The following is a 26,398-nucleotide window of genomic DNA, read 5'->3' as shown; positions in this document are numbered from 1 at the left end:
CTTACTGTTCTTATACACACTGAAAAGGCTGTGGAACATGATTGCTCATGTCCACAGCCTCTTTTTGATTTCGTTATTAAATTGTTTCGTAGAAAGTCTTTTATTTCGCGTAATCCGTTACACGGCTCTCGCGGATAACATTGACCTTGATCTGTCCCGGGTATTCCAGTTCAGCTTCGATCTGTTTCGAGATATCCCTTGCGAGCAGTACCATTTCAGAATCGGATACCTGCTCAGGAACAACCATGATGCGGACTTCTCTACCAGCCTGAATAGCAAAAGATTTTTCGACACCCTTGAACGAATTCGTGATGTCTTCCAACTGTTTTAATCTGTTGGTATATGTTTCGAGTGTTTCTCTTCTTGCACCCGGTCTTGCTGCGGAAATTGCATCCGCTGCCTGAACGATACATGCAATCAGAGACTGGGGCTCTACATCCCCGTGATGTGATTCTACTGTGTTGATCACAATCTGAGATTCTTTGTACTTTTTGCAGAGATCTGCACCGATCTGAATGTGAGATCCTTCTACCTCATGGTCGATGGATTTACCGATATCATGAAGCAGTCCGGCACGTTTTGCCATGCGGACATCGCATCCTACCTCTCCTGCGAGGAGACCGGAAAGCTGTGCTACCTCGATCGAATGCTTTAATGCATTCTGTCCGTAGCTGGAACGGAATTTCATTCTTCCAAGGAGACGGATCAGCTCCGGATGAAGTCCGTGTACACCGACTTCCAGTGCGGCTGCCTCGCCTTCCTCGCGAATATTCTGTTCTACTTCTTTGCGGGCCTTTTCTACCATCTCTTCGATGCGGGCCGGATGGATTCTTCCGTCTACGATCAGTTTTTCCAGAGCAATTCTTGCCACCTCACGGCGAATCGGATCGAATGAGGAAAGAACGACTGCTTCCGGTGTATCGTCGATGATCAGGTCAACGCCTGTCATGGTTTCGAGTGTACGGATGTTTCGTCCTTCACGGCCGATGATGCGGCCTTTCATTTCATCGCTCGGAAGCTGTACCACGGAGATGGTACTCTCGGATACGTGATCGACAGCACATTTCTGAATAGCTGTTACCACATACTCTTTTGCCTTACGGCCTGCTTCCTCTTTTGCTCTGCTCTCCAGCTCTTTGTAGAGCTTTGCTGTGTCGATTTTTACTTCGTCTTCCACAGATTTTAACAGATACTCTTTTGCTTCCTCGGAGGTAAAACCGGAAATTCTTTCCAGTTCCTGTACTCCTTTTTCGTGTAGACCGTCTACTTCCTTTTCTTTCTTTCTGACGCTTGCCTCTTTTGCTGCAATTTCGTTTTCACGACGCTCCAATACGTCCGCTTTTTTATCTACAGATTCTTCTTTCGATAAAACGCGCTTCTCATATTTCTGCAGTTCCGCTCTGCGCTCTCGGGTCTCTTTTTCTACTTCATTCTTCGTACGAAGAGACTCCTCCTTCGCCTCCAGCAGGGCTTCCCGTTTCTTAGTTTCGGCAGTTTTCAGTGCTTCATCTATGATGTTTCTCGCCTTTTCTTCCGCTGTGCCAATTTTCTCAGCATCCTGCTTGATTTTATTGTCCACAGCAATTTTCCTGGTAACAGGAACCGCAATAAGCAGCGTGACTACTACAGCAATGAATACCAGCAGAATTGTAATACCTGTACCCATTACCGGAGCACCTCCTTATTTAGTTTTCATTGCACATTTACAACACTACAATTTTATACTGTTTTCACAAATTTGTCAATGTTTTAAAAATATTCATGTAATTTATTGCACATAATTTCGCGGCATGTGGCGGAATCGCCGGGAATATTCAGGATTCTTCGTCAGCGGAATCTTGGTATTCTTCCAGTGCCCGACGGATTTCGGAACTGCCGAATCCCTTCCGCGTCAGAAAACCGGCGGCACGGCGGTACTCTTTTTCATCCAGCCGGTGCGGCGTGCCGAGCTTTGCGAAGGCGGCACTTTTTGCAAGTTCATACTCATCGCGGGCATCCTCCTGCTCTTCCAGGACGGATTCCACCAGTTCCCGGTCCACGCCTTTCTGTGCCAGCGCATAGAGGACTGCCTTTTTCCCTTTTTTCGCACCGCTGCCCGCAAGATACTGCTCCACGTATGCGCGGTCGTCGATATAGTGAAAGCTCTCCACGTACGAGACAGCCTCTTCAATGGCTCTCTCGGGATAGCCGTCTTTTCGTAACTTATCTTCCAGCTCTTTTTTCGTCCGCATCTGTCTGAGCAGCAGATACATCGCGCGGTGTTTGGCCCTTTTAGTCAGCACTTCCCCTGCCAGCTTTTCGTAAACCTCATCGGGAAGCTCCTCCTGCTCTTTGATGCGGGAAGCGCGGATTTCCCCGTTATAAAGAACCAGATCCTCTCCGTCATCGAAGAGGATCCGTGATTTCTTTTTATTCAGAGGACGAATCTCTGTCACAAACATTTATTCGTCGTCTCCTTCGGTTTCCGGAACTGCTGCTGTTTCTTCTGTGCCTTCCGGTGCTTCTTCCTTGATCAGGCCGTAAGCCACGCGCACTTTGTGCTCGATCTCATCCATGATTTCCGGATGCTCGCGCAGGTATGCTTTCGCATTTTCGCGTCCCTGGCCGATCTTGTCGCCGCCGTATGCGAACCATGCGCCGCTCTTCTGTACGATGCCGACGGAAGCTGCCAGATCCAGAACGTCTCCTTCTTTGGAGATTCCTTTTCCGAACATGATATCAAATTCTGCCTCGCGGAACGGCGGAGCTACTTTGTTTTTCACGACTTTGATTCTGGTACGGTTTCCAACCATCTCTCCGCCCTGCTTTAAGGCTTCGATTCTTCTGACATCGAGACGGATGGAAGAATAGAATTTCAGTGCACGGCCGCCGGTTGTGGTCTCCGGATTTCCGAACATGACACCGACTTTTTCACGCAGCTGGTTGATAAAGATAACAATACAATTGGATTTGCTGATCGCTGCAGTCAGTTTCCGGAGTGCCTGAGACATCAGACGCGCCTGCAGTCCGACGTGGGAATCTCCCATGTCGCCGTCGATCTCGGCTTTTGGAACGAGGGCTGCAACAGAGTCCACGATGATGATGTCTACCGCACCGGAACGAACCATCGTCTCGGTGATCTCAAGTGCCTGCTCGCCGTTGTCCGGCTGTGAGATGTAGAGGTTTTCAATATCAACACCGATGTTTTTGGCATAGGCCGGATCGAGCGCATGCTCTGCATCGATGAAGCCGGCAATTCCGCCGCGTTTCTGTACTTCGGCTACCATGTGGAGCGCTACGGTTGTTTTACCGGAAGACTCCGGTCCATATACCTCGATAATTCTTCCCTTCGGCACACCGCCAAGACCGAGTGCGATATCCAGGCTTAAAGAGCCGGTCGGGATGGTTTCCACGTTCATGTTTGCTGCGGAATCTCCGAGCTTCATGACAGCTCCTTTTCCGTACTGTTTTTCAATCTGTCCAAGTGCGGCATCGAGTGCACGCAGTTTATCTTCGTTATTATTTCCCATACTGAATATTCTCCTTACCATGCGAACGTCCGTTCGCTTCTGTATACATACTATTACAAATCTGCTTTGTTGTCAACTGTTTTTCTTGTGTCTTTTTTCAGCCCCCAAATCCTCTGCACCGGAGCTGCTTCGAATATATCCTTATGCACAAGTGTAGCATATTCCACTCTCCTGCCGCAACCCAAAAATACTGCAAAAAAATCCCGAAACGGCTTTTCTTTCCTCTTCTGCCATTTCGGGATTTTTTTCTTATTTTTCAGAATGCAGACCAGCTTATCCGATCAGCCAGTTGTACATTTCCTCGTACTGTTTTGCGGAATTCGCCCAGGAGAAATCCTGTGCCATTGCGCGGTCGATCATCTTGTTCCACTCGCGTTTTTTGTCGTAATAGATGCGCTCTGCGTACCGCACGGTACCCATCATCTCATGCGCATTGTAGTTTGTGAAGCTGAATCCAGTTCCTGTTCCCTCGTACTCATTGTACGGCTCTACGGTGTCTTTGAGGCCGCCGGTCTCGCGGACGATCGGAAGGGTTCCGTAGCGGAGGCTCATGAGCTGGGAGAGTCCGCATGGCTCAAACAGGGACGGCATCAAGAAGGCATCGCAGGATGCATAGATCTTGTGTGACATTGCATCGGAATAGTAGATGTTTGCCGAAACCTTCTTGTCGTATTTCCATGCGAAGTGGCGGAACATGTTCTCGTAGCGCTCCTCGCCGGTTCCAAGGATCACAAACTGTACGGCATCCTGGCACATCTCATCCATCATATAGCTGATGAGGTCGAAGCCCTTCTGATCGGTCAGACGGGATACGATACCGATCATCATCGTCTTCGGATTGACCTCGAGTCCTAACTCCTCCTGCAGTGCCAGTTTATTTTTCACTTTCTCTTTACGGAAGTTCTTTACATTGAAATTCTTTGCAATCTGAGCGTCTGTCTCCGGGTTCCACTCATTGTAGTCGAGTCCGTTTACAATACCGCGCAGATCGTTTGCTCTTGCACACATCAGACCGTCGAGTCCTTCGCCATAGAACGGGGTCTGAATCTCCTGCGCGTATGTATTGCTGACGGTGGTGATCGCATCTGCGTAAACCAGACCGCCCTTCAAGTAGCTGGCATCGTGTTTGAACTCCAGCTTATCCGGTGTGAAGTAGTAGTCGGAAAGGCCGGTAATGCTCTGAATCGTCTTGCGGTCCCAGATGCCCTGGAATTTCAGGTTGTGGATCGTCATGACGGTTTTGATTCCCCGATAGAATTCATCTGCCTGGAAACGCTCGTGCAGGTAAACCGGAACGAGACCGGTCTGCCAGTCGTGGCAGTGGATGAGGTCCGGGCGGAAGCCGATGGTCGGTAAAATGGAAAGCGCTGCTTTACTGAAGTAAGCAAATTTTTCCAGATCCCACGGCATGCCCGCATATGGAGTGCTTCCTCCGAAATGCTCCTCGTTGTCGATAAAGTAGAATTTGATGCCTTCATATTCCATCTCGAAAATGCCGACATACTGCTGTCTCCAGTTCAGATCCATGTAGAAGTTTGTCACATACTGCATCTGATTTTTAAACTGTTCTTTGATTCCTGCGTATTTTGGAATCACCACGCGCACATCAAAATACTCTTTCGGGAAGTATTTCGGCAGAGAACCTACTACATCCGCCAGACCGCCTGTTTTGATGAACGGTACACACTCTGAAGCCACGAACAAAATATTTTTCATGAAAAGAATCCTCCTGTAATTTCATGCTGATTATCGCATCTTTGTTTTTCTGTAATTCCTTCCTTTTTGTCACGATCCTATGAAACGCGAAAGGATAATCAACGTCCTGTCTGTATTATACCGTACTTTGTCCAGAAAAAAAAGTCTAAACTTCTGTAATTTCTCCGTTTGTTCGGATTTTTTTGTTACTTTTTACTGATTTTTCAGTTCAAGACGTATTTTATCTGCAATTAATGCAATAAATTCAGAATTTGTCGGTTTACCCTTGCGGTTGTTCACGGTATAGCCGAACAGCTCGTCGATTGTATCCATTTTGCCGCGGCTCCAGGCCACTTCAATCGCATGGCGGATGGCACGCTCGACACGACTTGACGTTGTCTGGTGGCGTTTCGCGATGGTCGGATAGAGAATCTTGGTAATGGAATTGAGCATTTCCGTGTCCTCTACGGAAAGCAGAATCGCATCGCGCAGGTACTGGTATCCTTTGATATGGGCAGGAACGCCGATCTCGTGGATCATATTTGTCACATCGATTTCCAGACTGTTTTCCGGCGGACAGATCGGCTCTTTTCCGGGGTTTGTAAAATTTCTTGGATGGTATCTTCTTACTGATGTCATTCCTTTTGTTGCTTTGATCCGGTTCAGAAGAGTTTCGTTGTCGAACGGTTTTAAGACGTAATAGTAAGCGCCGAGCCGGAACGCATCTTCGGTGATCCTCTCCTCTCCTACGGCGGAGACAACGATAAAGGCAGGTCTTTTTTTCAGATTTTTATCCTCATTGACTTTCTCCATTACAGTCAGACCATCCATCTTCGGCATGAAAATGTCAAGCAGTACGACGTCCGGTTCTTTGTCGCGGATGATACTGTAGATATCATTTCCGTTTCCGGTCTGCCCGATCAGTTCAAGCGTGTCATCCTGTTTTATGACGTTCCCAAGCATTTCCTGCATGCGTTCGTTATCATCCGCGATGGCAATGTTGATCTTTTCCATAAAGCTCTCCTTTGCAAAAACTCATAGTCTTTCCGGAATTTCACTGCATCCGTTTTCTTCTGAACTTTTTCCAATCACACAGACATTATAATTTTATTTTTTCGCATTTTCAATATATTTCCCGTAATTTTTTGAAAATTCGATCGACATTTTCCGTAAAAATTCGGAAGTTTGTAACAATTTCAACCAAATTAACGCATATTTTTTCAGTTCCGTTCAAGCATGTTTTCCGCAAAGACACCGTAGCCTTTTTCTGGATGGTTTACGAAAACATGGGTAATGGCGCCGATCAGCCTTCCGTTCTGGAGCACCGGCGAGCCGGAATTTCCCTGTACGATGCCGCCGGTTTTCTGTAGCAGCCGTTGATCGGTAATTTCGAGCACAAAATTTTTGTTCGTATTCTCGCTTCCAAGATCGATTTCTGTAATCTCCGCCTCATACTCTTCTACCGTATTGTCCACGCACATCCGCACGGTGGCCGGGCCCGTCTCGATCTCCTGCCGATAGGCAATTTCCGTCACGGTAAGCGGCAGTGCACTGCTTTTTTCCCTGTCCAGAACGCCGTGGATACCGTAGATGGTATTCTCCGCCACTGACCCGATACGGTTCTTTTCTTCGTAATGGATCACGCCCTGCAGTTCACCCGGTACACCCGCTTTTCCCGGGATCACAGACAGAATCTGTGTCAGATACAGTTCTCCGCCGTTCAATTGGAGCATTTTTCCGGTATCGATATCACTGATTCCATGGCCGAGCGCTGCAAAGGTTCCGTCCGGTTCCACGAAAGTCAGTGTTCCGATTCCCTGCATATTGTCGCGGACCCAGGCCCCGAGGCGGCAGGTGCCGTCCTGGCTTTTCTGCGGTGTCACCTGCACTTCGATCGTTTCCCCGTCCCGAAGCAGGGAAAGATACACCGGGGAACCGTTTGATACTTTTACTGCATCAATCAGATCCTGCTTGCTGCGGATGCTCTGTCCGTTTACTTTTGTGATATAGTCGCCTTCCCGAAGAATATTTTCTGACGGACGGCTGACGGTTCCGTCGGACGAACGGATTTCGGCTGTACGGATCACCATCACACCGTCGGTCTCCATATAGATACCGACCGGCGCTCCGCAGACGGCAACTTTCGGCCGTTCTTCCTGGATCACACGGATCTTTTTCAGCGGGATCCCGGCGGCGGAACATTCTACAACCGTTTCTCCCGTTTCTCCGAATTCGGTTTTTTCTGCTTCCTTCGTATCTTCCGAAATCGTCAGAAGCGGATGTTTCGTGAGCGGCTGAAACGGGCTTTCGCTGTTCTCATCCACATACATCGTATCCGGCAGGGATTCGCGCATGGCATCGTAGCCAAGAAGAACAGCGAGGATCAGAAACAGCGCCGCCAGCGCAAGCAGGACTCTTCGGTATTTTTGTTTTCTCGTCATTTGCATTCCCATCCTTTCCGCCGCAGGGCAGAACTGCGGCATTTCTTTTGTTTTCGCGGCGGTCGTCAAGTTCTCGTGCAGGCACGGACTTTGACTCGCCGCCCGCGAAAAAGAGGGAAACCACGCTTTGTTTCGTGATTTCCCTCTTAGTATGCGGACTTCTCTTTATTTGAGTCTTGCAGATTTTTGTACCTGTGCCAATTCCTTCATCTCGCTGGCATTTGCCAGAACAGAATCCGTAATTTTCGCGCCGCCGAGCATTCTTGCCAGTTCTCTGACAGAATCTTCCTCGGATAATGGATGGATCGATGTGACGGTCTCGTTTTCTTCGACGTTTTTTTCGATTTCAAAATGAGAATCTGCCATCGCCGCGATCTGCGGCAGATGGGTGATGCAGATGACCTGATGGCGCTGCCCGATCTGTGCCATTTTTTCGGAAACCTTCTGCGCCGTCCTTCCGCTGATTCCGGTGTCGATTTCATCGAAAATCAGGGTTTCTGTCTCGTCGCGGTCGGCAAGAATCGTCTTGATTGCAAGCATGATTCGCGACAGTTCACCGCCGGAAACAACTTTCGCCAGCGGACGGATCGCTTCGCCCGGGTTTGTGGAGATTAAGAACTCCACAGCATCGGTTCCGTTTTCGGTGTAGCTTTTTGTCTTTTCAAATGAAATTTCAAATGCGACATGCAGGAAATTCAGGTCGCGCAGACCTCGATAATCTGTGTTTCGAGCCGTTTTGCATAGTTTCTGCGGATTTTGGACAGATTATGTGCGGCCGCATCCAGTTTCTGCTCCGTTTTCTGTAACTGCTCCTGCAGTGCGGCACGGCAGCTCTCAAAATTTTCCAGTTTTTCCAGTTTTTTCTGCTGTTCTTCGCGGTATGCGGTGATCTCTTCCATCGTCTTTCCATACTTTGCTTTCAGGCGGTTGATCTCATCGAGCCGCTTTTCCGTCTCGTAATACTCTTCTTCAGAAAAGGTCAGTTCGGAAAGATATGCGGAAATTTCGCGGTTGAAATCATTCAGCAGTCCGTCAATATCGGAAAGGGTCTGCGACGGACCGGAAAGTGCATCGTCGTACACCGCGGCCTGCTGCAGCTCCCGGATTGCGCGGCCGACCTGCTCCCCGGCGCTGTTCTCTGCACCGTAGCCGGTGATCGCATATACCGTCTGCAGAGATTCCGCGATCTTTTTCGCATGGCCCATTTTCCGGTACGCAGTTTCCAACGCTTCGTCCTCGCCCTCTTTTAGCTCTGCCTGATCAATCTCGTTGATTTCAAACGTAAGAAATGCTGCCTCCCGCTTTCTTGCCTCCTCGTCGAGTTCGTACGCCGAGAGCTCCTTTCGGACATTCTTCCACTCCTGGTACAGCGCCCGGACCTCTCCTTTTGCCGTGGCCGCCTCGGTTCCCGCAAACGCGTCAAGAATCGCGATCTGCCGGTCCGGATAGAGCAGCGACTGGTGCTCATGCTGGCCGTGGATGTCGAGCAGCAGGGACGCAAGAGCTTTTACCTGCGAGATATTGCATGCCTCGCCATTGATGCGGCAGACGCTGCGGGATCCGGTGATCTTTCTGGAAATAATCACCTGTCCCTCCTCCGCCTCGAGATCCATCTCTTTTAACAGCTCCAGCACATGCGGATTTTCGGTTTCAAAGACCAGTTCCACCAGCGCGCTTGTCTCTCCCGTCCGGATCATCTCGCGGGATATCTTCTTTCCAAGCGCCGCGTTGATCGAACCGATCAGGATGGATTTTCCGGCTCCGGTTTCTCCGGTCAGTATATTCAGGCCCGGACCGAACTCCACTTCCGCTTCGTCGATCAGGGCCAGATTTTTTACGTGTAAGTTTGTGAGCATTCTTTTCCTCCGGTGTCACACCTGCTGTCATCTTTTTGTCTCTTTTTGCAGAGACGTGCGTTCTTTAGAACTCTTCGCCCGTCTCCTCCATGCCGTCCACCATTTTTTTCAGTCGTTCTGCTGCCACAAGCGCCGCATCATCGTCTCTTGCCACGCAGAGAATCGTATCGTCTCCGCCGATGCAGCCGACAATTTCATTCCAGTTCATCTCATCGAAAGCCGCTGCCGCCGCCATCGCCATTCCAGACACGGTTTTGATGACCAGAATATTTTTGGCAAGATCAACAGAAATAAACGCGTCTTTTAACACGCGCGCATAGCGGCTCCCAACCTCGGACGGTGCGTTCTGCAGAACCGCATAGCGGCTTCCGCCGTTCTCTTTTGGTACTTTTGTGAGCTTCAGCTGGCGGATATCCCTCGAAATCGTCGCCTGCGTTACGGCAAAGCCGCTCTCCTCCAGCTTCTTTGCCAGCTCCTCCTGTGTTTCAATATCATATTGGTTAATTAATTTGATAATCTGTGCATGTCTCGCGATTTTCATTTCAAGCATCCTTCCCCAGTAACTATATCTTAAATGTTTGCCATTTTCTTTCTTAATGTCTCCAGAAAACTGATGTTGCTGATTTTCACAATCAGAGTATCCCGTCTGGCCTTTTTGATCACGATCCGGTCGCCGGTTTTCATCGGAACGCGGGTGTCGCCGTCAAAATATGCCATGCCCTGTTCAATGCCGCCGTCTCTCGAAGGCCCGAGCTCCACCTCGATCACATCCTCTGCCGGAAAGACAATGCTTCTCGTATTCAGGGTGTGCGGGGCAAGCGGTGTCATCAGCATCAGGCTGGCTGACGGTGAGATGATCGGGCCGCCCGCGGAGAGGCTGTAGCCGGTCGAACCGGTCGGCGTTGCGATGATGATGCCATCGGCGCTGTAGGAATTTAAAAACTCCCCGTTGACGTAATTGTCGAACCGGACGACACGCAGGTTTCCCTCACGGGTGATCGTAATGTCGTTGAGTGCCGCGTCCTCCGCAATCAGCTTTCCGTCTCGGTAAATCGATCCGCAGAGCATCATGCGGTGCTCAATCGTATACTCATCCGCCATCAAATGATCCAGCGCCAGATAAAGCGTGTCACGGTCGATTTCCGCAAGATAGCCGAGCGTTCCCAGATTGATGCCGAGCAGTGGAATCTGTAAATCCACCACGTCGCCTGCTGCCTGCAGAAGCGTGCCGTCACCACCGAGCACCAGAATGCCGTCGATATCTGACGGAACCTTCGCCGGATCCGTATAATGGTATTTTTCCCCTTTTTCGCTGTTATCGCAGAGAAGACACGTTTTTCCGCGCTCCTCCAGATATTGCCTGATCTGGTCTGTCACGGTAAGGTCCGGGTCTTTTGCTCTGTTTGTGATCAGGTAAAATCGCTCCATATCATGCTCCTTAACCCTTTTATTTATCCAGTGTATCGTGTGCGCTCTTTACAACGGCGTCTACATCGACATTGGTCTCTTCCTCTGTCACGCCGTCCGGCAGCCGGACAAGGTGAACGAGATACTCGATATTTCCCTCCGGTCCTTTGATCGGAGAAAATTCCAGATGGCGCACGCCGAAGGAAATGCTTTTCGCATAGGAAATGACCATCTCAATGACTTCTTTGTGTACAGCCGGATCACGGACAACACCTTTTTTGCCGACTTTTTCGCGTCCTGCCTCAAACTGCGGCTTGATCAGAGCTGCAATTTCGCCGTTCTCTTCCATCAGATTTCGAACCGGAAGCAGCACCTTGGTCAGGGAGATAAACGATACGTCGATCGATACGAAGGACGGTCTCTCCTCGATATCCTCCGTCACGACGTAACGGATGTTCGTGCGCTCCATGCAGACAACGCGCGGATCGTTCCGCAGCTTCCAGTCGAGCTGGCCGTGGCCGACATCCACGGAATATACCTTGACGGCGCCGTTCTGCAGCATACAGTCGGTAAAGCCGCCGGTGGATGCTCCGACATCCATGCAGACCTTTCCATCCAGGGTAAGGTTAAAGTTTTTCATTGCTTTCTCTAATTTTAAGCCGCCGCGGCTCACATACGGCAGTGGTTTTCCTTTTAAGACAATCTCCACTTCTTCCGGGAACATGGAACCGGCTTTATCCTCCCGCTCATTGTCCACCAGAACTTCTCCTGCCATAATCATGGCTTTCGCTTTTTCCCGCGATGTGGCAAGGCCCCGTTCTACCAGTAATACATCTAATCGTTTTTTCATCTTTCTTCCTGCCCCTGTTTTCTGTAGTATTCCTCAATTCTGCCGCAGATATCTTCCGGCGTAAAGCCGACCTGTTTCATCTGGTATGATACACTTCCGTGCGGAATAAAGCGGTCCGGCAGTGCAATGATCTCCACGCCGAACGGAAGGTCTTCTTCCTCGGCAAAAGCAAGGACGCGCTCTCCAAAGCCGCCGTCTTTTACATTTTCCTCGAGTGTTACGACAAGCTCATACGTATCGGCAAAGCTTCGAAGAAGTTCTTCATCGATTGGTTTGACGAACCGCGCATTCACAAGCGCCGCATCCATATCCATCCGCTCTTTTAACTGTTTCTGCACTTCTTCTGCCATTTTTACCATACTGCCGACGGCAAGAAGTGCAACACGGCTTCCCTCATGGATCACTTCTGATTTTCCGAGGCAGATGGGCGCACGGAACTCTTTTAATCCCGTATACGCTTCCCCTCTCGGGTAGCGCACCGCGATCGGGCCGTCGTAATCGACCGCAAATTTGATCATATCCGAAAGCTCCCAGAGGTTCTTCGGTGCAAGAATTGTCATATTCGGCATCGAACCCAGATAGGAAAGGTCGAAAATGCCGTGGTGTGTCTCCCCGTCGTAGCCCACAAGACCGGCGCGGTCAATCGCAAAGACGACATGGAGATTCTGCATACAGACGTCATGCATGATCTGATCGTACGCCCGCTGCAGGAATGAAGAATAAATCGCAACGACAGGCGTAATGCCGCCGAGTGACAGTGCCGCTGCAAATGTCACCGCGTGCTCTTCTGCGATTCCCACATCGAAACAGCGGTCCGGGAACATGTTGTAGAAGCGTTTCAGTCCGACACCGGTCATCATCGCCGCCGTGACTGCCGCAACATCCTTTCTTCGATCTCCCATTTTCCGCATGACTGTGGAAAAGACATCCGTGTACGTCGGATTGGATTTTCCAACCGGCAATCCTGTTTTCACATCGAACGGACCCGCACCGTGGAATCTTGCCGGGTGGCGCATCGCCGGCTCATAGCCGCGGCCCTTCTGTGTCAGGACATGCACCAGAATCGGTCCTTCAAACCGTTTTGCTTCCTGGAAGGTCTTGATCAGCTGCGGAATGTTGTGGCCGTCCACAGGACCTAAATACGTAAGTCCCATATCCTCAAACAGCATGCCCGGAATGATGATCTGTTTGATGCTGCTTTTCGTCTTCCGCATCGCATCCACCATGCCAGGTCCGATGCCCGGAATGCGGTTCAATGCCTTTGTGACGTCCATCTTGAAATCCGTGTACGCCGATGCCGTCCGAAGGCCGGACAGGTACGATGACATACCGCCGACATTCTCGGTGATCGACATTTCGTTGTCATTTAAAACGATAATAAAATTCGATTTCAGGCTGGCCGCATTGTTCAGCGCCTCGTACGCCATGCCGCCGGTCAGCGCACCATCTCCGATGATCGAAACAACGGAATAATTTTCTTTTTTCAGTTCCCGTGCACGCACATAGCCGACGCCTGCGGAAATCGAGGTCGAGCTGTGGCCGGTGTCGAATACATCGCAGTCACTCTCGCTCCGCTTCGGGAATCCGCTGATGCCGCCTTCCCGGCGCAGCGTTTCAAACCCGTCTTTCCGCCCGGTCAGAATCTTGTGCGTGTAGGACTGGTGTCCCACATCCCAGATCAGCTTGTCTTTTGGAAGATCGAAGACGCGGTGCATCGCAATCGTCAGTTCCACGACACCAAGATTGGACGCCAGATGGCCGCCGGTTTTACTCAAAGACTCGATAATAAATTCCCGGATTTCCTCTGCAAGCGCCGGAAGCTGGTCCGCCGGAATCTTCTTAATATCGTTTGGTTTCTGTATTTTTTCTAACATGAAATCATCCCTTACTTTTTTCTGGAAGTCAGAGATTCAAACAGCTCTTCCAGAAATATTTTATCTCCCGGACAGGACAGATTTTTCAGTTCGTCTACGGCCTCTTTCGTAAGCCGTTTTACCTCCTGCTCCGCCCCGTCTGTGCCAAACATCGTCACATACGTTGTTTTTTCATTCTTTTCATCACTGAAAACCGGCTTTCCAAGCTCCTCCATCGTGGATGTGACATCCAGGATGTCGTCCCGGATCTGGAACGCGATTCCGACTTTGGAGGCAATCCGGCAGAGCGCGTCAAGATCATCGTCGTTTGCTCCTGCAAGTGCCGCACCTGCCATCATGGCAGCCTCTAAAAGCGCCGAAGTCTTGTTCTCGTAAATGTAGTCCAGCATCTCACGGTCGATGGCGAAATGGCCGGCTTTTTCATTCATCACGTCAACACTCTGACCGCCCAACATGCCGGAAATTCCGGTTTTCTGACAGAGAATACCAAAAGCCCGCACTACGCGGTCGGTGTGCTCCTCCAGTGGAAAGGCTTTCCAGGCTGTCTCGTATGCATAGTTTAAAAGGGCGTCTCCTGCCAGCACGCCGACGGCCTCCCCGAAGACGACATGGGTCGTTTTTCTGCCGCGGCGGTAATCATCGTTGTCGATCGCAGGGAGATCATCGTGGATCAGGGAATGGGTGTGAATCATCTCCATGGCTGCCATAAATGGTTTTACAGCCTCCCCGGTTCCGCCGAACAGACGGAAACTCTCCTGCAAAAGCAGCGGACGAAGCCTCTTTCCGCCCGCTGTCATACTGTAATTCATGGCTTTTGCCAGTTCCTTTGCAAAGCCTTCCTCTTTCGGCAGGTAAGCGGCAATGATACTTTCCGCTTCCCGCGTTTTTTCTTCGAGTACCGCTTTAAAATTCTCTGAATGTTCCATCCTCATTCATCTGGAGCATTTTTTTCTCGACGCGGTCAATTTTCTGACTGCATTCGTTCAAAAGCTCCATTCCCTCCTTGTATAAACGAAAGGAGTCTTCCAGGCTGACATCGCTGCTCTCCAGCGTTTCGAGCATCTGATCCAGTTTTCCAAATGCTGCTTCCAGTGTCTCACCGGAAGGGGTTCCTTCTTCTTTTCTCTCTTCTGCTTCCATATTTCCCATGTTTTCTCGATTCTCTGCTTTTTCACGATTGTTCCATCCAGGATACGGCCGATGTCTTCTCTGCGCGCGCTGTGATCTTTCCGTCTGATACACAGATTTCGAGCAGATCACCTTCTTTGACATCCTGCACCGAAGTGATGGCTTTTCCTTCTTTTTCCACGTAGGAATAGCCCTGGTTCAGCTTGTCCAGCGGGGACAGACCCTTCATCGCCTGAATGTAAAGGGCAAGGCGGTGGCGCGCTTCTTTGAGCTTTTCTTCCATCGCATCTGTATACCGACGCTCCAGCTCGGCGTGGCGTGCTCTCTGGTCACGGATCTTATTTTCCGGTCCGAGATACTTCCACTTTGTCTCGTACTGCAGAAGGCGGCTTCTCGCTCTCTGCGTCTGGTTTGCCATCGCATGGTTCATGCGGCTTTTATAATTTTCCAGTGTGTTGAGTACCGCGCGGACATCAGCGACCGCCAGCTCCGCCGCTGCGGACGGGGTCGGGGCGCGCAGATCTGCCACGAAATCGATGATCGTTGTGTCGGTCTCATGGCCGACGGCGGAGATCACCGGGGTATGGCAGGAAAAAACGGCACGCGCTACTTTTTCCTCATTGAACGCCCAAAGATCCTCGATCGAACCACCTCCGCGGCCCACGATCAGCACATCCAGATTCAGTGCGTCCAGACGGCGGATGCCCTCCACGATGCTGTCCGCCGCTCCCTCTCCCTGCACCAGGGCCGGGTAGAGGATGATCTGGACAAAGGGATTCCGGCGGAGTGCAATGTTTTTGATATCCTGCACAGCAGCTCCCGTCGGTGCTGTGACAACACCGATTTTCTTTACATACGCAGGAATCGGCTGTTTGTACTCCGGGGCAAACATGCCCATCTCTTCCAGTTCTGCTTTTAGGGCCAGATACTTTTCGTATAAAAGGCCGGCGCCCTCTTTTGTGATCTCTTTTGCATAGATCTGATACTTTCCGTCCCGCTCATAGACGCTGATGCTGCCGCCGACAATCACATTATCGCCGTCCCGCATCGGGAAGGCAAGGCCGCGCCGCGAACCGGCGAACATGACACAGGAAATGGTTCCTTCCGCATCTTTTAAGGAAAAATAGATGTGGCCGGACGGATGGTATTTACAGTTGCTTACTTCTCCGCTGACGTAAATCCGGCGGAGCATATAGTCCTGGTCAAAGATGTTTTTGATGTATGAATTGACCTGGCCTACGGTGTAAACATTCTGATTTTTATTTCTCATCTTCTTCTCTTGCCAGTTTTCCAAGAATACCGTTGATAAAGGACGGAGACTGGTCTCTGCCGAAGCGTTTTGCCAGCTCAACGGCCTCGTTGATGGCTACACCGACCGGAACGTCCTCGTCGAATTTCATCTCGTAAACGGCAAGACGTAGGATCGCCAGGTCTACTTTTCCCATACGGGTCGTTTTCCAGCCCTCGGAAGTACGGTTCAGCATCTCGTCGATTTCCGGGATGTGCTCGGTCACATGATGGTATTTCTCTTCCATATAGGTCTGATCTTTTTCGCTTACGGTTACTTCTTCATCCTCGTCGTTGTCGTCAGAGTACGTAAAGTAAAGAGACATCTGCTGCGGCATCTCCTCTTTCTCCTGGAACTCTGCGGTATAGAGAAGTTTAAAAATATTTTCGCGAAGTTTGCTTCTGTTCATTGTCTGTTTTAATTCCTTCCTGTATAGTTAATTAACTATTTTTCTTCCATTTCATCTGGCTCTGAATAGTTAACAAGAACCGCGGGGTTGTAAGGGGTCGCCTTATTCCCTCGCGGTTCGTTGTTTTTTATTTCGTCTGTTCCATATTCACGCCTGCAATGGCTACATTGACATCGGAAACTTCCAGGCCTGTCATATTCTCGATCGCTGTTTTTACTTTTTCCTGTACGTTTTTGCAGGTTGCCGGAATCTCGTATCCATATTTGAGATTGAGGGCAAGATCCACGCAGACAACGCCGTCGAGTACATCAACTTTGACACCCTTGGAAAGATTTTTCATGCCAAGCTTGCTGACTAATTCGTTGGTAATATTTCCGGCCATGGAGGCTACCCCGTCCACTTCCGTTGCCGCAAGTCCTGCGATAATAGCTACCACCTCGTCTGCAATCTGCACGGTTCCGATTCCTTCGTCATCATATATCGTATAAGTGTTTCTTTTCTGAATTTTTGCCTCTGCCATCTTAAAGAACCTCCTCCTTGGCTGACTTTCCTTTATTATACCAAAAGTTTTCCGAAAATAAAAGTTTTTTTTATTCTTCTTCCTGTGCCGCGCACCACTCGCGTGCTGCCGGCGTGTTGGCAAGGCCGCCCTGGCCGGTTTCGCGCAGACTCGGATGCATCTGGTCGCCGACTTCCCGCATCGCATCGATCACCTGATCCGGCGGAATGCGGCTTATGATTCCCGCAAGTGCCATGTCCGCCGCAGAAAGTGCATTCACGGAACCGATCACATTCCGCTTGACGCACGGGACCTCGACAAGACCGCCGACCGGGTCACACACGAGACCGAGCAGGTTCTTTAATGCCATCGCTGCCGCATGCGTGATCTGGGACGGAGTGCCGCCGCCAAGTGCGGTCAGTGCGCCTGCCGCCATCGCGCTTGCTGTTCCGATTTCGGCCTGGCAGCCGCCGGAAGCGCCCGCAATGTAGGCCCGCGCCGCAACGACCTGGCCGATACCGGCTGCCGTGTAGAGCGCACGCACGATCTGCTCATCCGCTGTCCCCTTCTCTTTCTGGTAATTCACGAGCACAGCCGGAAGCACACCGCACGCTCCTGCGGTCGGTGCTGCAACGATCCGCTTCATGCAGGCGTTTGACTCACCCATCGCAAGTGCAGATGCCATAACTTTTCCGACAAACGGTCCGCAGAGCGTGTTCCCGCTCTCGACATACGCACGCATCGTCTTTCCGGCGCCGCCCACAAGACCGCTTCTCGACTGCAGCGAACCGTCGTAATTCCGTTCAGCGCCTTTCATGGCTTCCCACATGCCGCGCATCGTCTCAATGGACTCTTCGCGGCTTACATTTCTCTCATTCATATCGTCCAGAAGGATAACTTCATCAAACGGCAGGTCTTTTTCCTGGCACTCCCGGACAATTTCTTCCAGTGAATTATAAAACATCGTCCTCTTCTCCTTCCGTTACGTTGATGTATGTTACCTTTACAATGCCCTCACGATGCTCCAGCCATTCCAGCGACTCTTTGGGAAGCGGCTGATCCATCTCCACGACCATGACGGCCGATCCGCCTCTCTTGTCGCGGTAGAGGGACATATTCGCAATGTTGACTGACTTATGTGCCAGCATCGACGTAACCTCGGCTACGTGGCCCGGCTGGTCCAGATTGTGGACGATCAGGGTCGGAATCTCGCAGCTGCAGTTGACATCCAGCCCGTCGAGGCGGTTGATCATGATACGGCCGCCGCCAAGGGAGCACGCCTGCACCTCGAGCGTCCGGCCGCTCTTTCCCTTTACTTCCAGAACGACGCTGTTCGGATGGGCACTCGTCAGATTGGCGATGCCGAATGAATAGGAAAGACCCATCTTCCGGGCAATTTCAAAGCTGTCCGGAATCCGCTCGTCATCCGGCCGCATGCCGAGAAGACCCGCGACGAGACCGCGGTCCGTTCCATGACCCTTTCCCGTTGCGGCAAAGGAACCGTACATCAGTATTTTTGCTTCCACCGGCTGTTCCCCGAGAAGTTTCTGCGTCATCCATCCAATCCGCACTGCCCCCGCTGTGTGCGAACTCGACGGACCGACCATCACAGGGCCCAGAATATCGAATAAGTTCATTCCTTCTCCTTTTTAAGCGGCATCCCGCTCTTTTGTTCTTAGTTTTTGCTGAATTCGGTCAGCACAAGGTCTTTGTTTCGATCCTGTACCATGCCGACACTCCACGGATTGACAAAGAGAAGCAGCGGATTTCCCTTGAGGTCCATGACCTTCTTCATATCGGATGTACCCTGAATACGGTCCAGGTTGATCTCCTCTTTGTTTGCGATCCAGCGGATGTGCTCATACGGCAGGTTCTCCAGACGGATATCCACGTTGTACTCGTTCTCCAGACGGTATTTTAAAACGTCAAACTGCAGGACGCCGACAACGCCGACGATGATCTCCTCCATGCCGCCTTTGTACTCCTGGAAAATCTGGATCGCACCTTCCTGTGCAATCTGGGAAATTCCCTTGACGAACTGTTTTCTCTTCATCGTATCGAGCTGGCGCACTCTTGCAAAATGCTCCGGCGCGAAGGTCGGAATTCCCTCGTATGCGAATTTTTTGCCCGGCATACAGATCGTATCTCCGATAGAGAAGATGCCCGGGTCAAATACACCGATGATATCGCCGGCGTATGCTTCATCAACAATATGACGGTCACTCGCCATCATCTGCTGCGGCTGGGAAAGACGCATTTTCTTTCCTCCCTGCACATGGAAGACTTCCATTCCGGCGTCGAATTTGCCGGAGCAGATGCGCATGAATGCGATACGGTCACGGTGTGCTTTGTTCATGTTTGCCTGGATTTTAAAGACAAACGCAGAGAAATCCTCTTTGACCGGATCGATCACGCCGCAGTCTGCCGTACGCGGAAGCGGCGGCATCGTCATCGTGAGGAAGTGCTGCAGAAAAGTCTCCACACCAAAGTTGGTGAGCGCAGATCCGAAGAATACCGGGGAGAGCTCTCCCTTGCTGACAAGCTCCTGGTCAAACTCTGCACTTGCGCCGTCGAGCAGCTCGATCTCATCCATAAGCTGTTCTTTCTGGTCCTCATCGACCACATCGAGAAGATGCGGATCGTCGATATCAATTTCTTCCTCGATACCTTCCTTCGTTCCCTTCATTGTATCGGAGAAGGTAAGGACTTTCTTTTTGTCACGGTCGTAAACACCGCGGAATTTCTTTCCGGAACCGATCGGCCAGTTGATCGGGCAGGTTGCAATGCCGAGCTCTTTTTCGATCTCGTCGAGCAGCTCGAAGGTATCGTTCGCATCGCGGTCCATCTTGTTGATGAAGGTAAAGATCGGGATGTGGCGCATGACACAGACTTTAAACAGCTTTCTGGTCTGTGCCTCGACACCCTTTGAGGCATCGATCACCATAACGGCGGAATCGGCTGCCATCAGGGTACGGTACGTATCCTCCGAGAAGTCCTGGTGTCCCGGGGTATCCAGAATGTTGATGCAGTAGCCGTCGTAATTGAACTGCAGAACGGAAGAGGTAACGGAAATACCACGCTCTTTCTCGATCTCCATCCAGTCGGATACGGCATGGCGCGCAGTCGCTTTTCCTTTTACGGAACCGGCGAGATTGATCGCTCCTCCGTACAGCAGGAATTTCTCAGTCAGTGTGGTTTTACCGGCATCCGGGTGGGAAATGATGGCAAAGGTACGCCGTCTTTCAATTTCTTTTGTATAATCAGGCACAGTTTTATCTCCTTTGGAATATAAAATCTTATTTACTATGTTTTCCATGTTTATGCTTTTTAGACATACTAATTTATTCTATTATATGCCACCATTCCTGTCAATCGTTATCTTGACAGTTCATTCATAATCGAAGCATAAATCTTCTGACTCCGGTTTTCCCAGTTGCTGCAGATCTTTTTGGCCGCCTCCTCGGACGGAACCGTCACGACAATCTCAAAAATAGTCGTCTTCCGCTCTCTTGCCTGACAGCGGACCTCGTAGTCATCTCCCGCGGTCTTGTAGTAATCGGCCACAACGGACGCTTTTTTTCGCAGTTCATAGGAGTGTTCCTTCATATAGCGGTCGATTTCCTCCCGGATTTCCGGAGAGATCTCGTTTTCGAAGAAGGAAAGCGTCTTGCTGCCCTCCTCAGTCATGTGGTAGTACGAGGTGTTGCGCACCTTCTCGATCTCGATCAGCTTTGTATCCTGCAGCTCGCTTAACGCCTCCTGGAGATGAAAGTAGTTCGTGTACTCTTTTTCCAGGATAAATCCGAAATCTGTGTATTTGACAGCGGAAAATTCACATTCTGCAGCATGTAGAGAATAATCAGTTTGTATAACGTAAAGGATGATTCAATCACGGTGTGTTTCCTCCTTTTTCTTCGTCCAGAAGCTGTCCCTGATACGCATGTTCTTCTTTCATGCGATGATGCAGCTCATTTAAGACGGCGCGTTTTGCCTGGCTCCATGTTGGTGCAATCAGAAGATCCCCGGGGCCGTCTCCCGTCACACGGTGGATCACAAGATCGGGACGGAGGCGCCGCAGACAGTCGATGACAAGGGTAAGATACGCCTCCTGCTCCAGCACCTCAAATTTTCCGGCCGCGTAGTCCGCCGCAAGATCCGTGTTTTTCAGCACATGAAGCAGCTGAAGCTTGATGCCGGAAATGGAAAGTCCATTCAGGTAATCCATTGTTGCAAAGACTTCTTCCTGTCCCTCCCCCGGCAGACCGAGGATCGTGTGGACAATCACGGGAATCCCCCGCCTGTGCAGCTCGTTTACTGCCTGTTCAAAACAGGAAAGCGGATAGCCCCTTCGGATATACTGTGCCGTTTTTTCATGCATCGTCTGCAGTCCCAGCTCCAACCAGACCGGTTTGATCCGGTTCAGCTCTTCTAACAGAGAAAGAACCTCTTCCCCTAAGCAGTCCGGTCTCGTTCCGATCGAAAGGACCACGACCTCCTCGTCCGAAATTGCCTCCCGGAAAATTTTTTCCAGATATTCCACCGGCGCGTACGTGTTCGTATACGCCTGGAAATAGGCGATGAACTTATGCACCGGCCGCTTTTGCTGCAGGAGGGATTTCTGCTCCCGGATCTGTTCCGGGATGGATTTGTTTCTGTCCCCGGCAAAATCACCGGAGCCGCCCGCACTGCAGAAAATGCAGCCCCGGTCACCGCAGGTGCCGTCCCGGTTCGGACACGTCATCCCGCCGTCGAGCGAGAGCTTGTACACTTTTTCCCCGAACGTCTTTTTCAGATAGGCGTCCAGCGAATAATACGGCTTTCCAAGCCAGTCTGTCATGATTTCTTCCCCTTTTATTCGATGTCTTTTCCAATTTTTTTGAAGTTTTCCCGGATCTTCTGCTCATAGCCGTTCGTTCCAAGATGAAGGAAACGGCTTCCTAAGATCTCGTCCGGCAGATACTGCTGCTCGACGTAGTGATTCGGGTAATCATGTGCATACTGATAGCCTTGACCGTGGCCGAGTTTTGCAGAACCTTTGTAATGGGCGTCCTGCAGATGCGGCGGAACCGACGTCCGCACACTTCCGACCGTCTTCATCGCCGCAAAGACTGCCTCGCACGAAGAATTACTCTTCGGTGCACAGGCAACATACGTGGCTGCCTCCGCCAGAATAATCTGCGCCTCCGGCATGCCGACGCGTTCCACGGCAAGGGACGCGGAAACTGCTACATTTAAGGCATTCGGATCGGCAAGGCCGACATCCTCCGCCGCGCAGATCATGATGCGGCGGGCGATAAACTTGATATCCTCCCCGGCATACAGCATTTTGGCCAGATAAAAGACCGCCGCATCCGGGTCAGAACCGCGCATGCTCTTAATAAATGCAGAGATCGTATCGTAATGCTGATCGCCCGTCTTGTCGTACCGCACGACGCGCTTCTGGATGCACTCCGATGCCGTTTCGAGATCGATATGGATTTTTCCGTCCGCCTGACGTTCCGTCGAGAGGACGCCCAGCTCGATTGCATTTAAGGCCGCTCTCGCGTCACCGCCTGCGATGTCGGCGAGGAACTCTTTTGCATCCGCATCGAGCACAACGTTGTACGTCCCGAGCCCCTTTACCGGGTCCGTCACCGCGCGCTCCAGCAGTTTTTCGATGTCCTCTTTTTCGAGCGGCTTTAATTCAAAGATAATGGAACGCGAAATCAGCGCCCCGTTGACCTCGAAATACGGGTTTTCCGTCGTCGCGCCAATCAGAACGAGTGTGCCGTCCTCCACAAACGGAAGCAGATAATCCTGTTGCCCCTTGTTGAAGCGGTGGATCTCGTCGACAAAAAGAATCGTCTTTTTGCCGTACATGCCGATCCGCTGCTGCGCTTCTTTTACGACTTCTTCCATATCCTTTTTGCCGGCTGTCGTGGCATTCAGCTGGGTAAACTCTGCGCTTGTCGTGTTGGCGATGACGCGGGCAAGCGTCGTTTTTCCCGTTCCCGGAGGGCCGTAGAAAATGACGGAGCCAAGTTTATCCGCCTTGATCGCACGGTACAACAGCTTTCCAGGGCCGATGATGTGCTCCTGTCCAACCACCTCGTCCAGCGTTGTCGGGCGCATGCGCGATGCGAGGGGGGACTCTTTTTCCATTGTGGTTTCTTTCATATAATCAAACAAATCCATGTATTTTTCACCCCATTTTTCTTCCTGCCATTTATCTTATCACATTTTGGCGGGTATCCTCAACCCCTTAATCTCGGATTCTCCGCAACTATGTTCGATGGAATCCGCGGAAGCTATTCTTCAATCAGCTCACGCACCGTCACAAACGTGTATCCCTCTTCTTTTAATTCTTTTAAGATCCGCCGCAGCGCTTCCACTGTCGCGCGGTAGCCGTCATGCATGAGAATAATGCTGCCATCCTTCACATTCGGAAGCACCTCGCTGCAGATCGACGCGGTGTTCTGGCTCTCCCAGTCGCGGGAATCCACATCCCAGAGTACCGGGATCATCGTCACTGCAAGGTCCAGCCCCTCTCTCCATTCCCCGAACGGCGGACGGATATAGACGGGATATTCCCCTGTGATCTCGTAGATTGCATTGCTTGTTTTCACGACCTCCTCCCTCGCTTCCTCTTCTGATACTTTCGTAAGCTGAACATGATGAAACGTATGATTTCCGATCAGATGGCCTTCCGCATGCATCCGGCGGACGATTTCTTCGTTTCCGGCAAGACACTGCCCCTGCAGAAAAAACGTTGCCGGAATTTCATTTTCTTTTAAAATTTCAAGCACCTCCGGCGTATAGCACGCATTCGGCCCGTCATCAAATGTCAGTGCCGCACGGCGGGGCACACTTTTTTCTGCTTCCGCCGCTGTCTCTTTCGCGCCTTCTCTTTCACACCGTGCCAGCTCTGCAAACAGAATAGCCGCCATTATCACAGCCAGAAGCGGCAGAGGAACGTGCCGCACTTTTCGGAATCTCCGCATGGTCTGCCCTTCGCACTTTCTTCTGCATTCCCTGTATTATATGAAAAACAGGAGAAAAGATGCCGCACCCGGCGGTTCTTTTCTCCTGTTTTTGTTCTTTATGTATCCTGCACCTGAAGAATATGCGTACCGGACGCAGTATCCTGGTAAACGATATCTCCGATGGACTGCAGCAGCGATTCGTTCAGTGCATCGCCGTATTTCTCCTTTTCTTTGCTTCCCACAAAAATGTAGGTCACATGATACTGCTCCAGCAGGCGCAGCACTTCATTCGTATCGGTCGAGGTGTACATCTGTTTCACGTCCTCGGCGCGGACATTTAAGTCTGCGGGATCCCCTCTCCAGAGCCATTCATGGACATACCATCCAAGCACGGTCGGAAGGCCGGTCATTGCGGAAACACGCTCGTAATCGCTGTAGCTGTCGCCGTTCGCCTCAAGCACAACCGACTGTCCTTCTATTGTTTCATCCAGCCAGCGGATGGCACCTGCGTCCTCGGAAAAGACATTTTCCAGATATGCTGTCGCATCGAGTCCGCGGTACTCGGACAGATCGAAAACATTTCCGAACCAGGAGTACACGCTCGTTCCAAAATAGCCGAACGTCCATAAAAGCAGTACCAGCCCGATTCCGCCGAACACCTGCAGAATCCGCTCTTTTTTCCAGAGCAGGAACCGCGTGATGATGTAGCTCATGCAGATACCGAACAGGATAAATGCCTGATACGTCAGCTTGAACATCGTGTTGGAGCGCGCATACGATTCTTCGTAGATATCGCGCACATAGACGAGCTCCGGAATGATGATAAGGCCGATGGCACAGAGGCCTAAAATACCGATCACCATATCGCTCACCGCAATCTCTCTCCAGAAATTACAGAAGGCAGAAACTTTTTTTGGCTTTTCCGCCGTTTCTTTTTCGCCCGGCTCCGGTTTTTTCTCTCCCAGAATCAGGCAACGGCCTGCTCTTCCACCTCTTCCTGCGTCTTTCCATCGGCAAGTACAATCTGTCCCTGCCTCTCCATGCCCGGAAGATGACAGTTTTTCCGCCATGCTAGCAGAACGGCTGCGATAAACAGCACAACGAGCACCGTCGGAAGCCCCCAGAGAATCGCCAGCTGATACAGCATCGAATGGTGCTTGGCAATGCCGACACCGGAAACCATCGTCTCAAACTTCATTGTAAACGGAAGGGCGACAATCGTTCCAATTGCAAAAGCTTCTGCAGCCTGCAGGAGAACCGTTCCGATCGTCTCTTTCGCCCGCGCATGATACCGGTACAGCGCACTGTACAGAGAGAAGCCTGCAATCACGACGAAATAGATAACAAAATCCCAGTAGTTGGACCAGTGGAACACACCGATCAGAAAGCCCGCCGCGATGATCTGCGGCTGAAGCAGAACGTCTTTTAACGACCATTTCCACTCTTTTTCCGGATCACGGCAGGTATTTTTCACGTAGGAATATAAAAGGCCCAGCACCAGCAGGACGAACATGACATTCACCACATGGGCATGCAGGTCGCCGAGCACAAAGGAATACGATGGAAACTCATGAATCGTGCGGTCATTTTCCACAAGCGGGTCATACCCGATATAGCGGGTCGAACTCGGGAACCAGTAAGCCGATTCGTTCAGTCCCAGCCACTGGCGGATGCAGCCGTAAATCACATAGTGCATATTTCCGGCAAGGGAAACGGCGCCTCCCGAAAGAAGACCGCCAAGCACCGGTGCAATCTGGCTTTTATTGCCGCCCTCTTTCCGGATGCGGTGGCACGCACGCGACTCTGCCAGATGGTAGGTGATCGAAAACGGCAGAACAAACGCGAGCGATGCCACCATCGTACGCATCAGATGGTACGTCTGCTTTACATCCGTGAAGGTAATCTTCGTCAGAAATACGGCATAGAACTGGCCGCCGTAATAGTAGTTAATACCGCTTCCGCTGTACCAGAGATCCTCTGCCGGAACGGCGGTGCTGCGCATCATGGCCTTCATAAAACCATAATCCATGAATTTTTCGGTTCCGTGTGCCTCCGGGTGAAAGCCCGCAAGATAGGTCCAGAGAAGGAAAAAGGCGAAAAACAACACTTCTTCCATCATCAGGAAGTCGATTTCCGGCGCATGGACGCGTACCTAAAACATCCGAAAATCCAGGAAGCCAGGATCAGTACACCGACTGTGATCAGGCAGACCGGTGCGGTAAACGGAACCAGTCCGAAGCTTCCAAGAGCAAATACAGCAAAACCGGAAACAACGATGCCAAGCACTTTAGAAAACATCCATCCCCGGTCATGAAACCGCGGAAACAGCGCTGCGGCAGCCGGATAAAATCCAATACCGAGCACCAGGGTCATAAGCCACCACTTCAGGAACGAAACGTTGTCCGTTCCAAGAAGCGGCGTTGTGGCCAGCACAAGCAACACCAGCAGAATGCCGGAAACTGTCGTCTTTTTGCTCATCT

Annotated in this window: 24 protein-coding genes and 2 pseudogenes; all 26 read right to left on the bottom strand. The window is 51.0% G+C overall.

What is annotated here, in order from left to right:
- Nucleotides 1-100 precede the first annotated feature (100 nt).
- The 26 genes and pseudogenes from rny to DWZ60_RS06800 all read right to left on the bottom strand — a co-directional run bounded on the left by rny (nucleotide 101) and on the right by DWZ60_RS06800 (nucleotide 26,396).
- Entirely contained in the window at nucleotides 101-1,666 is a 1,566-nt protein-coding gene (gene rny / locus DWZ60_RS06925; RefSeq protein WP_022463336.1) for a ribonuclease Y, read from the bottom strand.
- Nucleotides 1,667-1,814: 148 nt separating this feature from the next.
- Entirely contained in the window at nucleotides 1,815-2,441 is a 627-nt protein-coding gene (locus tag DWZ60_RS06920; RefSeq protein ID WP_117760399.1) for a regulatory protein RecX, read from the bottom strand.
- Nucleotides 2,442-3,509 carry a recombinase RecA gene (recA, locus tag DWZ60_RS06915; RefSeq protein ID WP_022463338.1) on the bottom strand — a complete coding sequence of 356 codons (1,068 nt, stop codon included), beginning with the start codon at nucleotides 3,507-3,509 and terminating at the stop codon, nucleotides 2,442-2,444. It abuts the gene before it with no gap.
- Between the two features lie 273 nt (nucleotides 3,510-3,782).
- Entirely contained in the window at nucleotides 3,783-5,225 is a 1,443-nt protein-coding gene (gene glgA / locus DWZ60_RS06910; protein WP_117800845.1) for a glycogen synthase GlgA, read from the bottom strand.
- A gap of 192 nt (nucleotides 5,226-5,417) precedes the next feature.
- Complete coding sequence (spo0A, locus tag DWZ60_RS06905) at nucleotides 5,418-6,218, bottom strand: sporulation transcription factor Spo0A (RefSeq protein WP_022463341.1); 801 nt, start codon at nucleotides 6,216-6,218, stop codon at nucleotides 5,418-5,420.
- A 206-nt stretch (nucleotides 6,219-6,424) separates the two neighbouring features.
- Nucleotides 6,425-7,645, bottom strand: coding sequence for a SpoIVB peptidase (gene spoIVB / locus DWZ60_RS06900; protein WP_158568303.1), 1,221 nt, complete (start codon nucleotides 7,643-7,645; stop codon nucleotides 6,425-6,427).
- 165 nt (nucleotides 7,646-7,810) lie between these two features.
- Nucleotides 7,811-9,501 (bottom strand): annotated as a pseudogene (gene recN, locus DWZ60_RS06895) (DNA repair protein RecN).
- A gap of 64 nt (nucleotides 9,502-9,565) precedes the next feature.
- Nucleotides 9,566-10,042: an arginine repressor gene (gene argR / locus DWZ60_RS06890; protein WP_055218239.1), complete on the bottom strand. Its 477-nt coding sequence runs from the start codon at nucleotides 10,040-10,042 to the stop codon at nucleotides 9,566-9,568.
- A 29-nt stretch (nucleotides 10,043-10,071) separates the two neighbouring features.
- Entirely contained in the window at nucleotides 10,072-10,929 is an 858-nt protein-coding gene (locus DWZ60_RS06885; protein WP_055218241.1) for an NAD(+)/NADH kinase, read from the bottom strand.
- A gap of 19 nt (nucleotides 10,930-10,948) precedes the next feature.
- A complete protein-coding gene (locus DWZ60_RS06880; protein ID WP_022463346.1) occupies nucleotides 10,949-11,758 on the bottom strand; it encodes a TlyA family RNA methyltransferase in 810 nt (269 codons plus the stop codon).
- Nucleotides 11,755-13,632 (bottom strand): 1-deoxy-D-xylulose-5-phosphate synthase, encoded by a 1,878-nt coding sequence (gene dxs / locus DWZ60_RS06875; RefSeq protein WP_117800839.1) that lies wholly within the window; start codon nucleotides 13,630-13,632, stop codon nucleotides 11,755-11,757. The genes DWZ60_RS06880 and dxs overlap by 4 nt, the downstream gene beginning before the upstream one ends.
- Before the next feature lie 11 nt (nucleotides 13,633-13,643).
- Nucleotides 13,644-14,558 carry a polyprenyl synthetase family protein gene (locus DWZ60_RS06870; RefSeq protein ID WP_330415388.1) on the bottom strand — a complete coding sequence of 305 codons (915 nt, stop codon included), beginning with the start codon at nucleotides 14,556-14,558 and terminating at the stop codon, nucleotides 13,644-13,646.
- Nucleotides 14,536-14,781: an exodeoxyribonuclease VII small subunit gene (xseB, locus tag DWZ60_RS06865; protein WP_226906307.1), complete on the bottom strand. Its 246-nt coding sequence runs from the start codon at nucleotides 14,779-14,781 to the stop codon at nucleotides 14,536-14,538. Before xseB ends, DWZ60_RS06870 begins: the two co-directional genes overlap by 23 nt.
- A 22-nt stretch (nucleotides 14,782-14,803) precedes the next feature.
- Complete coding sequence (xseA, locus tag DWZ60_RS06860; RefSeq protein WP_022463350.1) at nucleotides 14,804-16,030, bottom strand: exodeoxyribonuclease VII large subunit; 1,227 nt, start codon at nucleotides 16,028-16,030, stop codon at nucleotides 14,804-14,806.
- Entirely contained in the window at nucleotides 16,020-16,457 is a 438-nt protein-coding gene (gene nusB / locus DWZ60_RS06855; RefSeq protein WP_022463351.1) for a transcription antitermination factor NusB, read from the bottom strand. The genes xseA and nusB overlap by 11 nt, the downstream gene beginning before the upstream one ends.
- Before the next feature lie 127 nt (nucleotides 16,458-16,584).
- Nucleotides 16,585-16,977, bottom strand: a complete 393-nt coding sequence (locus tag DWZ60_RS06850) for an Asp23/Gls24 family envelope stress response protein (RefSeq protein WP_022463352.1) — start codon at nucleotides 16,975-16,977, stop codon at nucleotides 16,585-16,587.
- 70 nt (nucleotides 16,978-17,047) lie between these two features.
- Nucleotides 17,048-17,920 (bottom strand): L-serine ammonia-lyase, iron-sulfur-dependent, subunit alpha, encoded by an 873-nt coding sequence (sdaAA, locus tag DWZ60_RS06845; RefSeq protein WP_117760404.1) that lies wholly within the window; start codon nucleotides 17,918-17,920, stop codon nucleotides 17,048-17,050.
- Nucleotides 17,910-18,593: an L-serine ammonia-lyase, iron-sulfur-dependent subunit beta gene (gene sdaAB / locus DWZ60_RS06840; RefSeq protein ID WP_117760405.1), complete on the bottom strand. Its 684-nt coding sequence runs from the start codon at nucleotides 18,591-18,593 to the stop codon at nucleotides 17,910-17,912. The genes sdaAA and sdaAB overlap by 11 nt, the downstream gene beginning before the upstream one ends.
- A gap of 38 nt (nucleotides 18,594-18,631) precedes the next feature.
- Complete coding sequence (locus tag DWZ60_RS06835; protein ID WP_022462532.1) at nucleotides 18,632-20,224, bottom strand: peptide chain release factor 3; 1,593 nt, start codon at nucleotides 20,222-20,224, stop codon at nucleotides 18,632-18,634.
- Between the two features lie 107 nt (nucleotides 20,225-20,331).
- Nucleotides 20,332-20,804, bottom strand: a pseudogene (locus DWZ60_RS06830) (DUF4364 family protein).
- 41 nt (nucleotides 20,805-20,845) lie between these two features.
- On the bottom strand, nucleotides 20,846-21,793 hold the full coding sequence (locus tag DWZ60_RS06825; RefSeq protein ID WP_022462530.1) for a TIGR01212 family radical SAM protein: 948 nt from the start codon (nucleotides 21,791-21,793) through the stop codon (nucleotides 20,846-20,848).
- Nucleotides 21,794-21,807: 14 nt separating this feature from the next.
- Nucleotides 21,808-23,130 (bottom strand): replication-associated recombination protein A, encoded by a 1,323-nt coding sequence (locus DWZ60_RS06820; RefSeq protein WP_022462529.1) that lies wholly within the window; start codon nucleotides 23,128-23,130, stop codon nucleotides 21,808-21,810.
- A gap of 113 nt (nucleotides 23,131-23,243) precedes the next feature.
- Nucleotides 23,244-23,918 (bottom strand): polysaccharide deacetylase family protein, encoded by a 675-nt coding sequence (locus DWZ60_RS06815; RefSeq protein ID WP_158568302.1) that lies wholly within the window; start codon nucleotides 23,916-23,918, stop codon nucleotides 23,244-23,246.
- A gap of 116 nt (nucleotides 23,919-24,034) precedes the next feature.
- Nucleotides 24,035-24,781 carry a DUF2298 domain-containing protein gene (locus DWZ60_RS06810; protein ID WP_243038242.1) on the bottom strand — a complete coding sequence of 249 codons (747 nt, stop codon included), beginning with the start codon at nucleotides 24,779-24,781 and terminating at the stop codon, nucleotides 24,035-24,037.
- A 104-nt stretch (nucleotides 24,782-24,885) separates the two neighbouring features.
- Nucleotides 24,886-26,037, bottom strand: coding sequence for a DUF2298 domain-containing protein (locus DWZ60_RS06805; RefSeq protein ID WP_119221425.1), 1,152 nt, complete (start codon nucleotides 26,035-26,037; stop codon nucleotides 24,886-24,888).
- Complete coding sequence (locus DWZ60_RS06800) at nucleotides 26,037-26,396, bottom strand: hypothetical protein (RefSeq protein ID WP_119188739.1); 360 nt, start codon at nucleotides 26,394-26,396, stop codon at nucleotides 26,037-26,039. The genes DWZ60_RS06805 and DWZ60_RS06800 overlap by 1 nt, the downstream gene beginning before the upstream one ends.
- Nucleotides 26,397-26,398: the final 2 nt, after the last annotated feature.

This window comes from Blautia sp. AF34-10 (assembly GCF_003477865.1).
GTDB lineage: Bacteria > Bacillota > Clostridia > Lachnospirales > Lachnospiraceae > Fusicatenibacter > Fusicatenibacter saccharivorans.
Note: the sequence above shows the minus strand (reverse complement) of the source record. Positions and strands in the feature narration are given on the sequence as shown.

Excerpts from the sequence above, each read along its gene's own strand:
- sdaAB (WP_117760405.1), bottom strand. The coding sequence starts at position 18,593 with ATGAACTTATTCGATATTCTGGGCCCTGTGATGGTCGGTCCGTCGAGT.
- spo0A (WP_022463341.1), bottom strand. The coding sequence starts at position 6,218 with ATGGAAAAGATCAACATTGCCATCGCGGATGATAACGAACGCATGCAG.
- xseB (WP_226906307.1), bottom strand. The coding sequence starts at position 14,781 with ATGGGAAATATGGAAGCAGAAGAGAGAAAAGAAGAAGGAACCCCTTCC.
- DWZ60_RS06825 (WP_022462530.1), bottom strand. The coding sequence starts at position 21,793 with ATGACAGACTGGCTTGGAAAGCCGTATTATTCGCTGGACGCCTATCTG.
- DWZ60_RS06810 (WP_243038242.1), bottom strand. The coding sequence starts at position 24,781 with ATGGTGATCGGTATTTTAGGCCTCTGTGCCATCGGCCTTATCATCATT.
- glgA (WP_117800845.1), bottom strand. The coding sequence starts at position 5,225 with ATGAAAAATATTTTGTTCGTGGCTTCAGAGTGTGTACCGTTCATCAAA.
- DWZ60_RS06820 (WP_022462529.1), bottom strand. The coding sequence starts at position 23,130 with ATGGATTTGTTTGATTATATGAAAGAAACCACAATGGAAAAAGAGTCC.
- rny (WP_022463336.1), bottom strand. The coding sequence starts at position 1,666 with ATGGGTACAGGTATTACAATTCTGCTGGTATTCATTGCTGTAGTAGTC.
- argR (WP_055218239.1), bottom strand. The coding sequence starts at position 10,042 with ATGAAAATCGCGAGACATGCACAGATTATCAAATTAATTAACCAATAT.
- sdaAA (WP_117760404.1), bottom strand. The coding sequence starts at position 17,920 with ATGTTTTATAATTCACTGGAAGAAATTGTCCGGGAGTGCCAGGAAAAA.
- DWZ60_RS06800 (WP_119188739.1), bottom strand. The coding sequence starts at position 26,396 with ATGAGCAAAAAGACGACAGTTTCCGGCATTCTGCTGGTGTTGCTTGTG.
- DWZ60_RS06880 (WP_022463346.1), bottom strand. The coding sequence starts at position 11,758 with ATGAAAAAACGATTAGATGTATTACTGGTAGAACGGGGCCTTGCCACA.
- recA (WP_022463338.1), bottom strand. The coding sequence starts at position 3,509 with ATGGGAAATAATAACGAAGATAAACTGCGTGCACTCGATGCCGCACTT.
- DWZ60_RS06805 (WP_119221425.1), bottom strand. The coding sequence starts at position 26,037 with ATGATGGAAGAAGTGTTGTTTTTCGCCTTTTTCCTTCTCTGGACCTAT.
- xseA (WP_022463350.1), bottom strand. The coding sequence starts at position 16,030 with ATGAGAAATAAAAATCAGAATGTTTACACCGTAGGCCAGGTCAATTCA.
- DWZ60_RS06885 (WP_055218241.1), bottom strand. The coding sequence starts at position 10,929 with ATGGAGCGATTTTACCTGATCACAAACAGAGCAAAAGACCCGGACCTT.
- DWZ60_RS06850 (WP_022463352.1), bottom strand. The coding sequence starts at position 16,977 with ATGGCAGAGGCAAAAATTCAGAAAAGAAACACTTATACGATATATGAT.
- nusB (WP_022463351.1), bottom strand. The coding sequence starts at position 16,457 with ATGAACAGAAGCAAACTTCGCGAAAATATTTTTAAACTTCTCTATACC.
- dxs (WP_117800839.1), bottom strand. The coding sequence starts at position 13,632 with ATGTTAGAAAAAATACAGAAACCAAACGATATTAAGAAGATTCCGGCG.
- DWZ60_RS06870 (WP_330415388.1), bottom strand. The coding sequence starts at position 14,558 with ATGGAACATTCAGAGAATTTTAAAGCGGTACTCGAAGAAAAAACGCGG.
- spoIVB (WP_158568303.1), bottom strand. The coding sequence starts at position 7,645 with ATGACGAGAAAACAAAAATACCGAAGAGTCCTGCTTGCGCTGGCGGCG.
- DWZ60_RS06920 (WP_117760399.1), bottom strand. The coding sequence starts at position 2,441 with ATGTTTGTGACAGAGATTCGTCCTCTGAATAAAAAGAAATCACGGATC.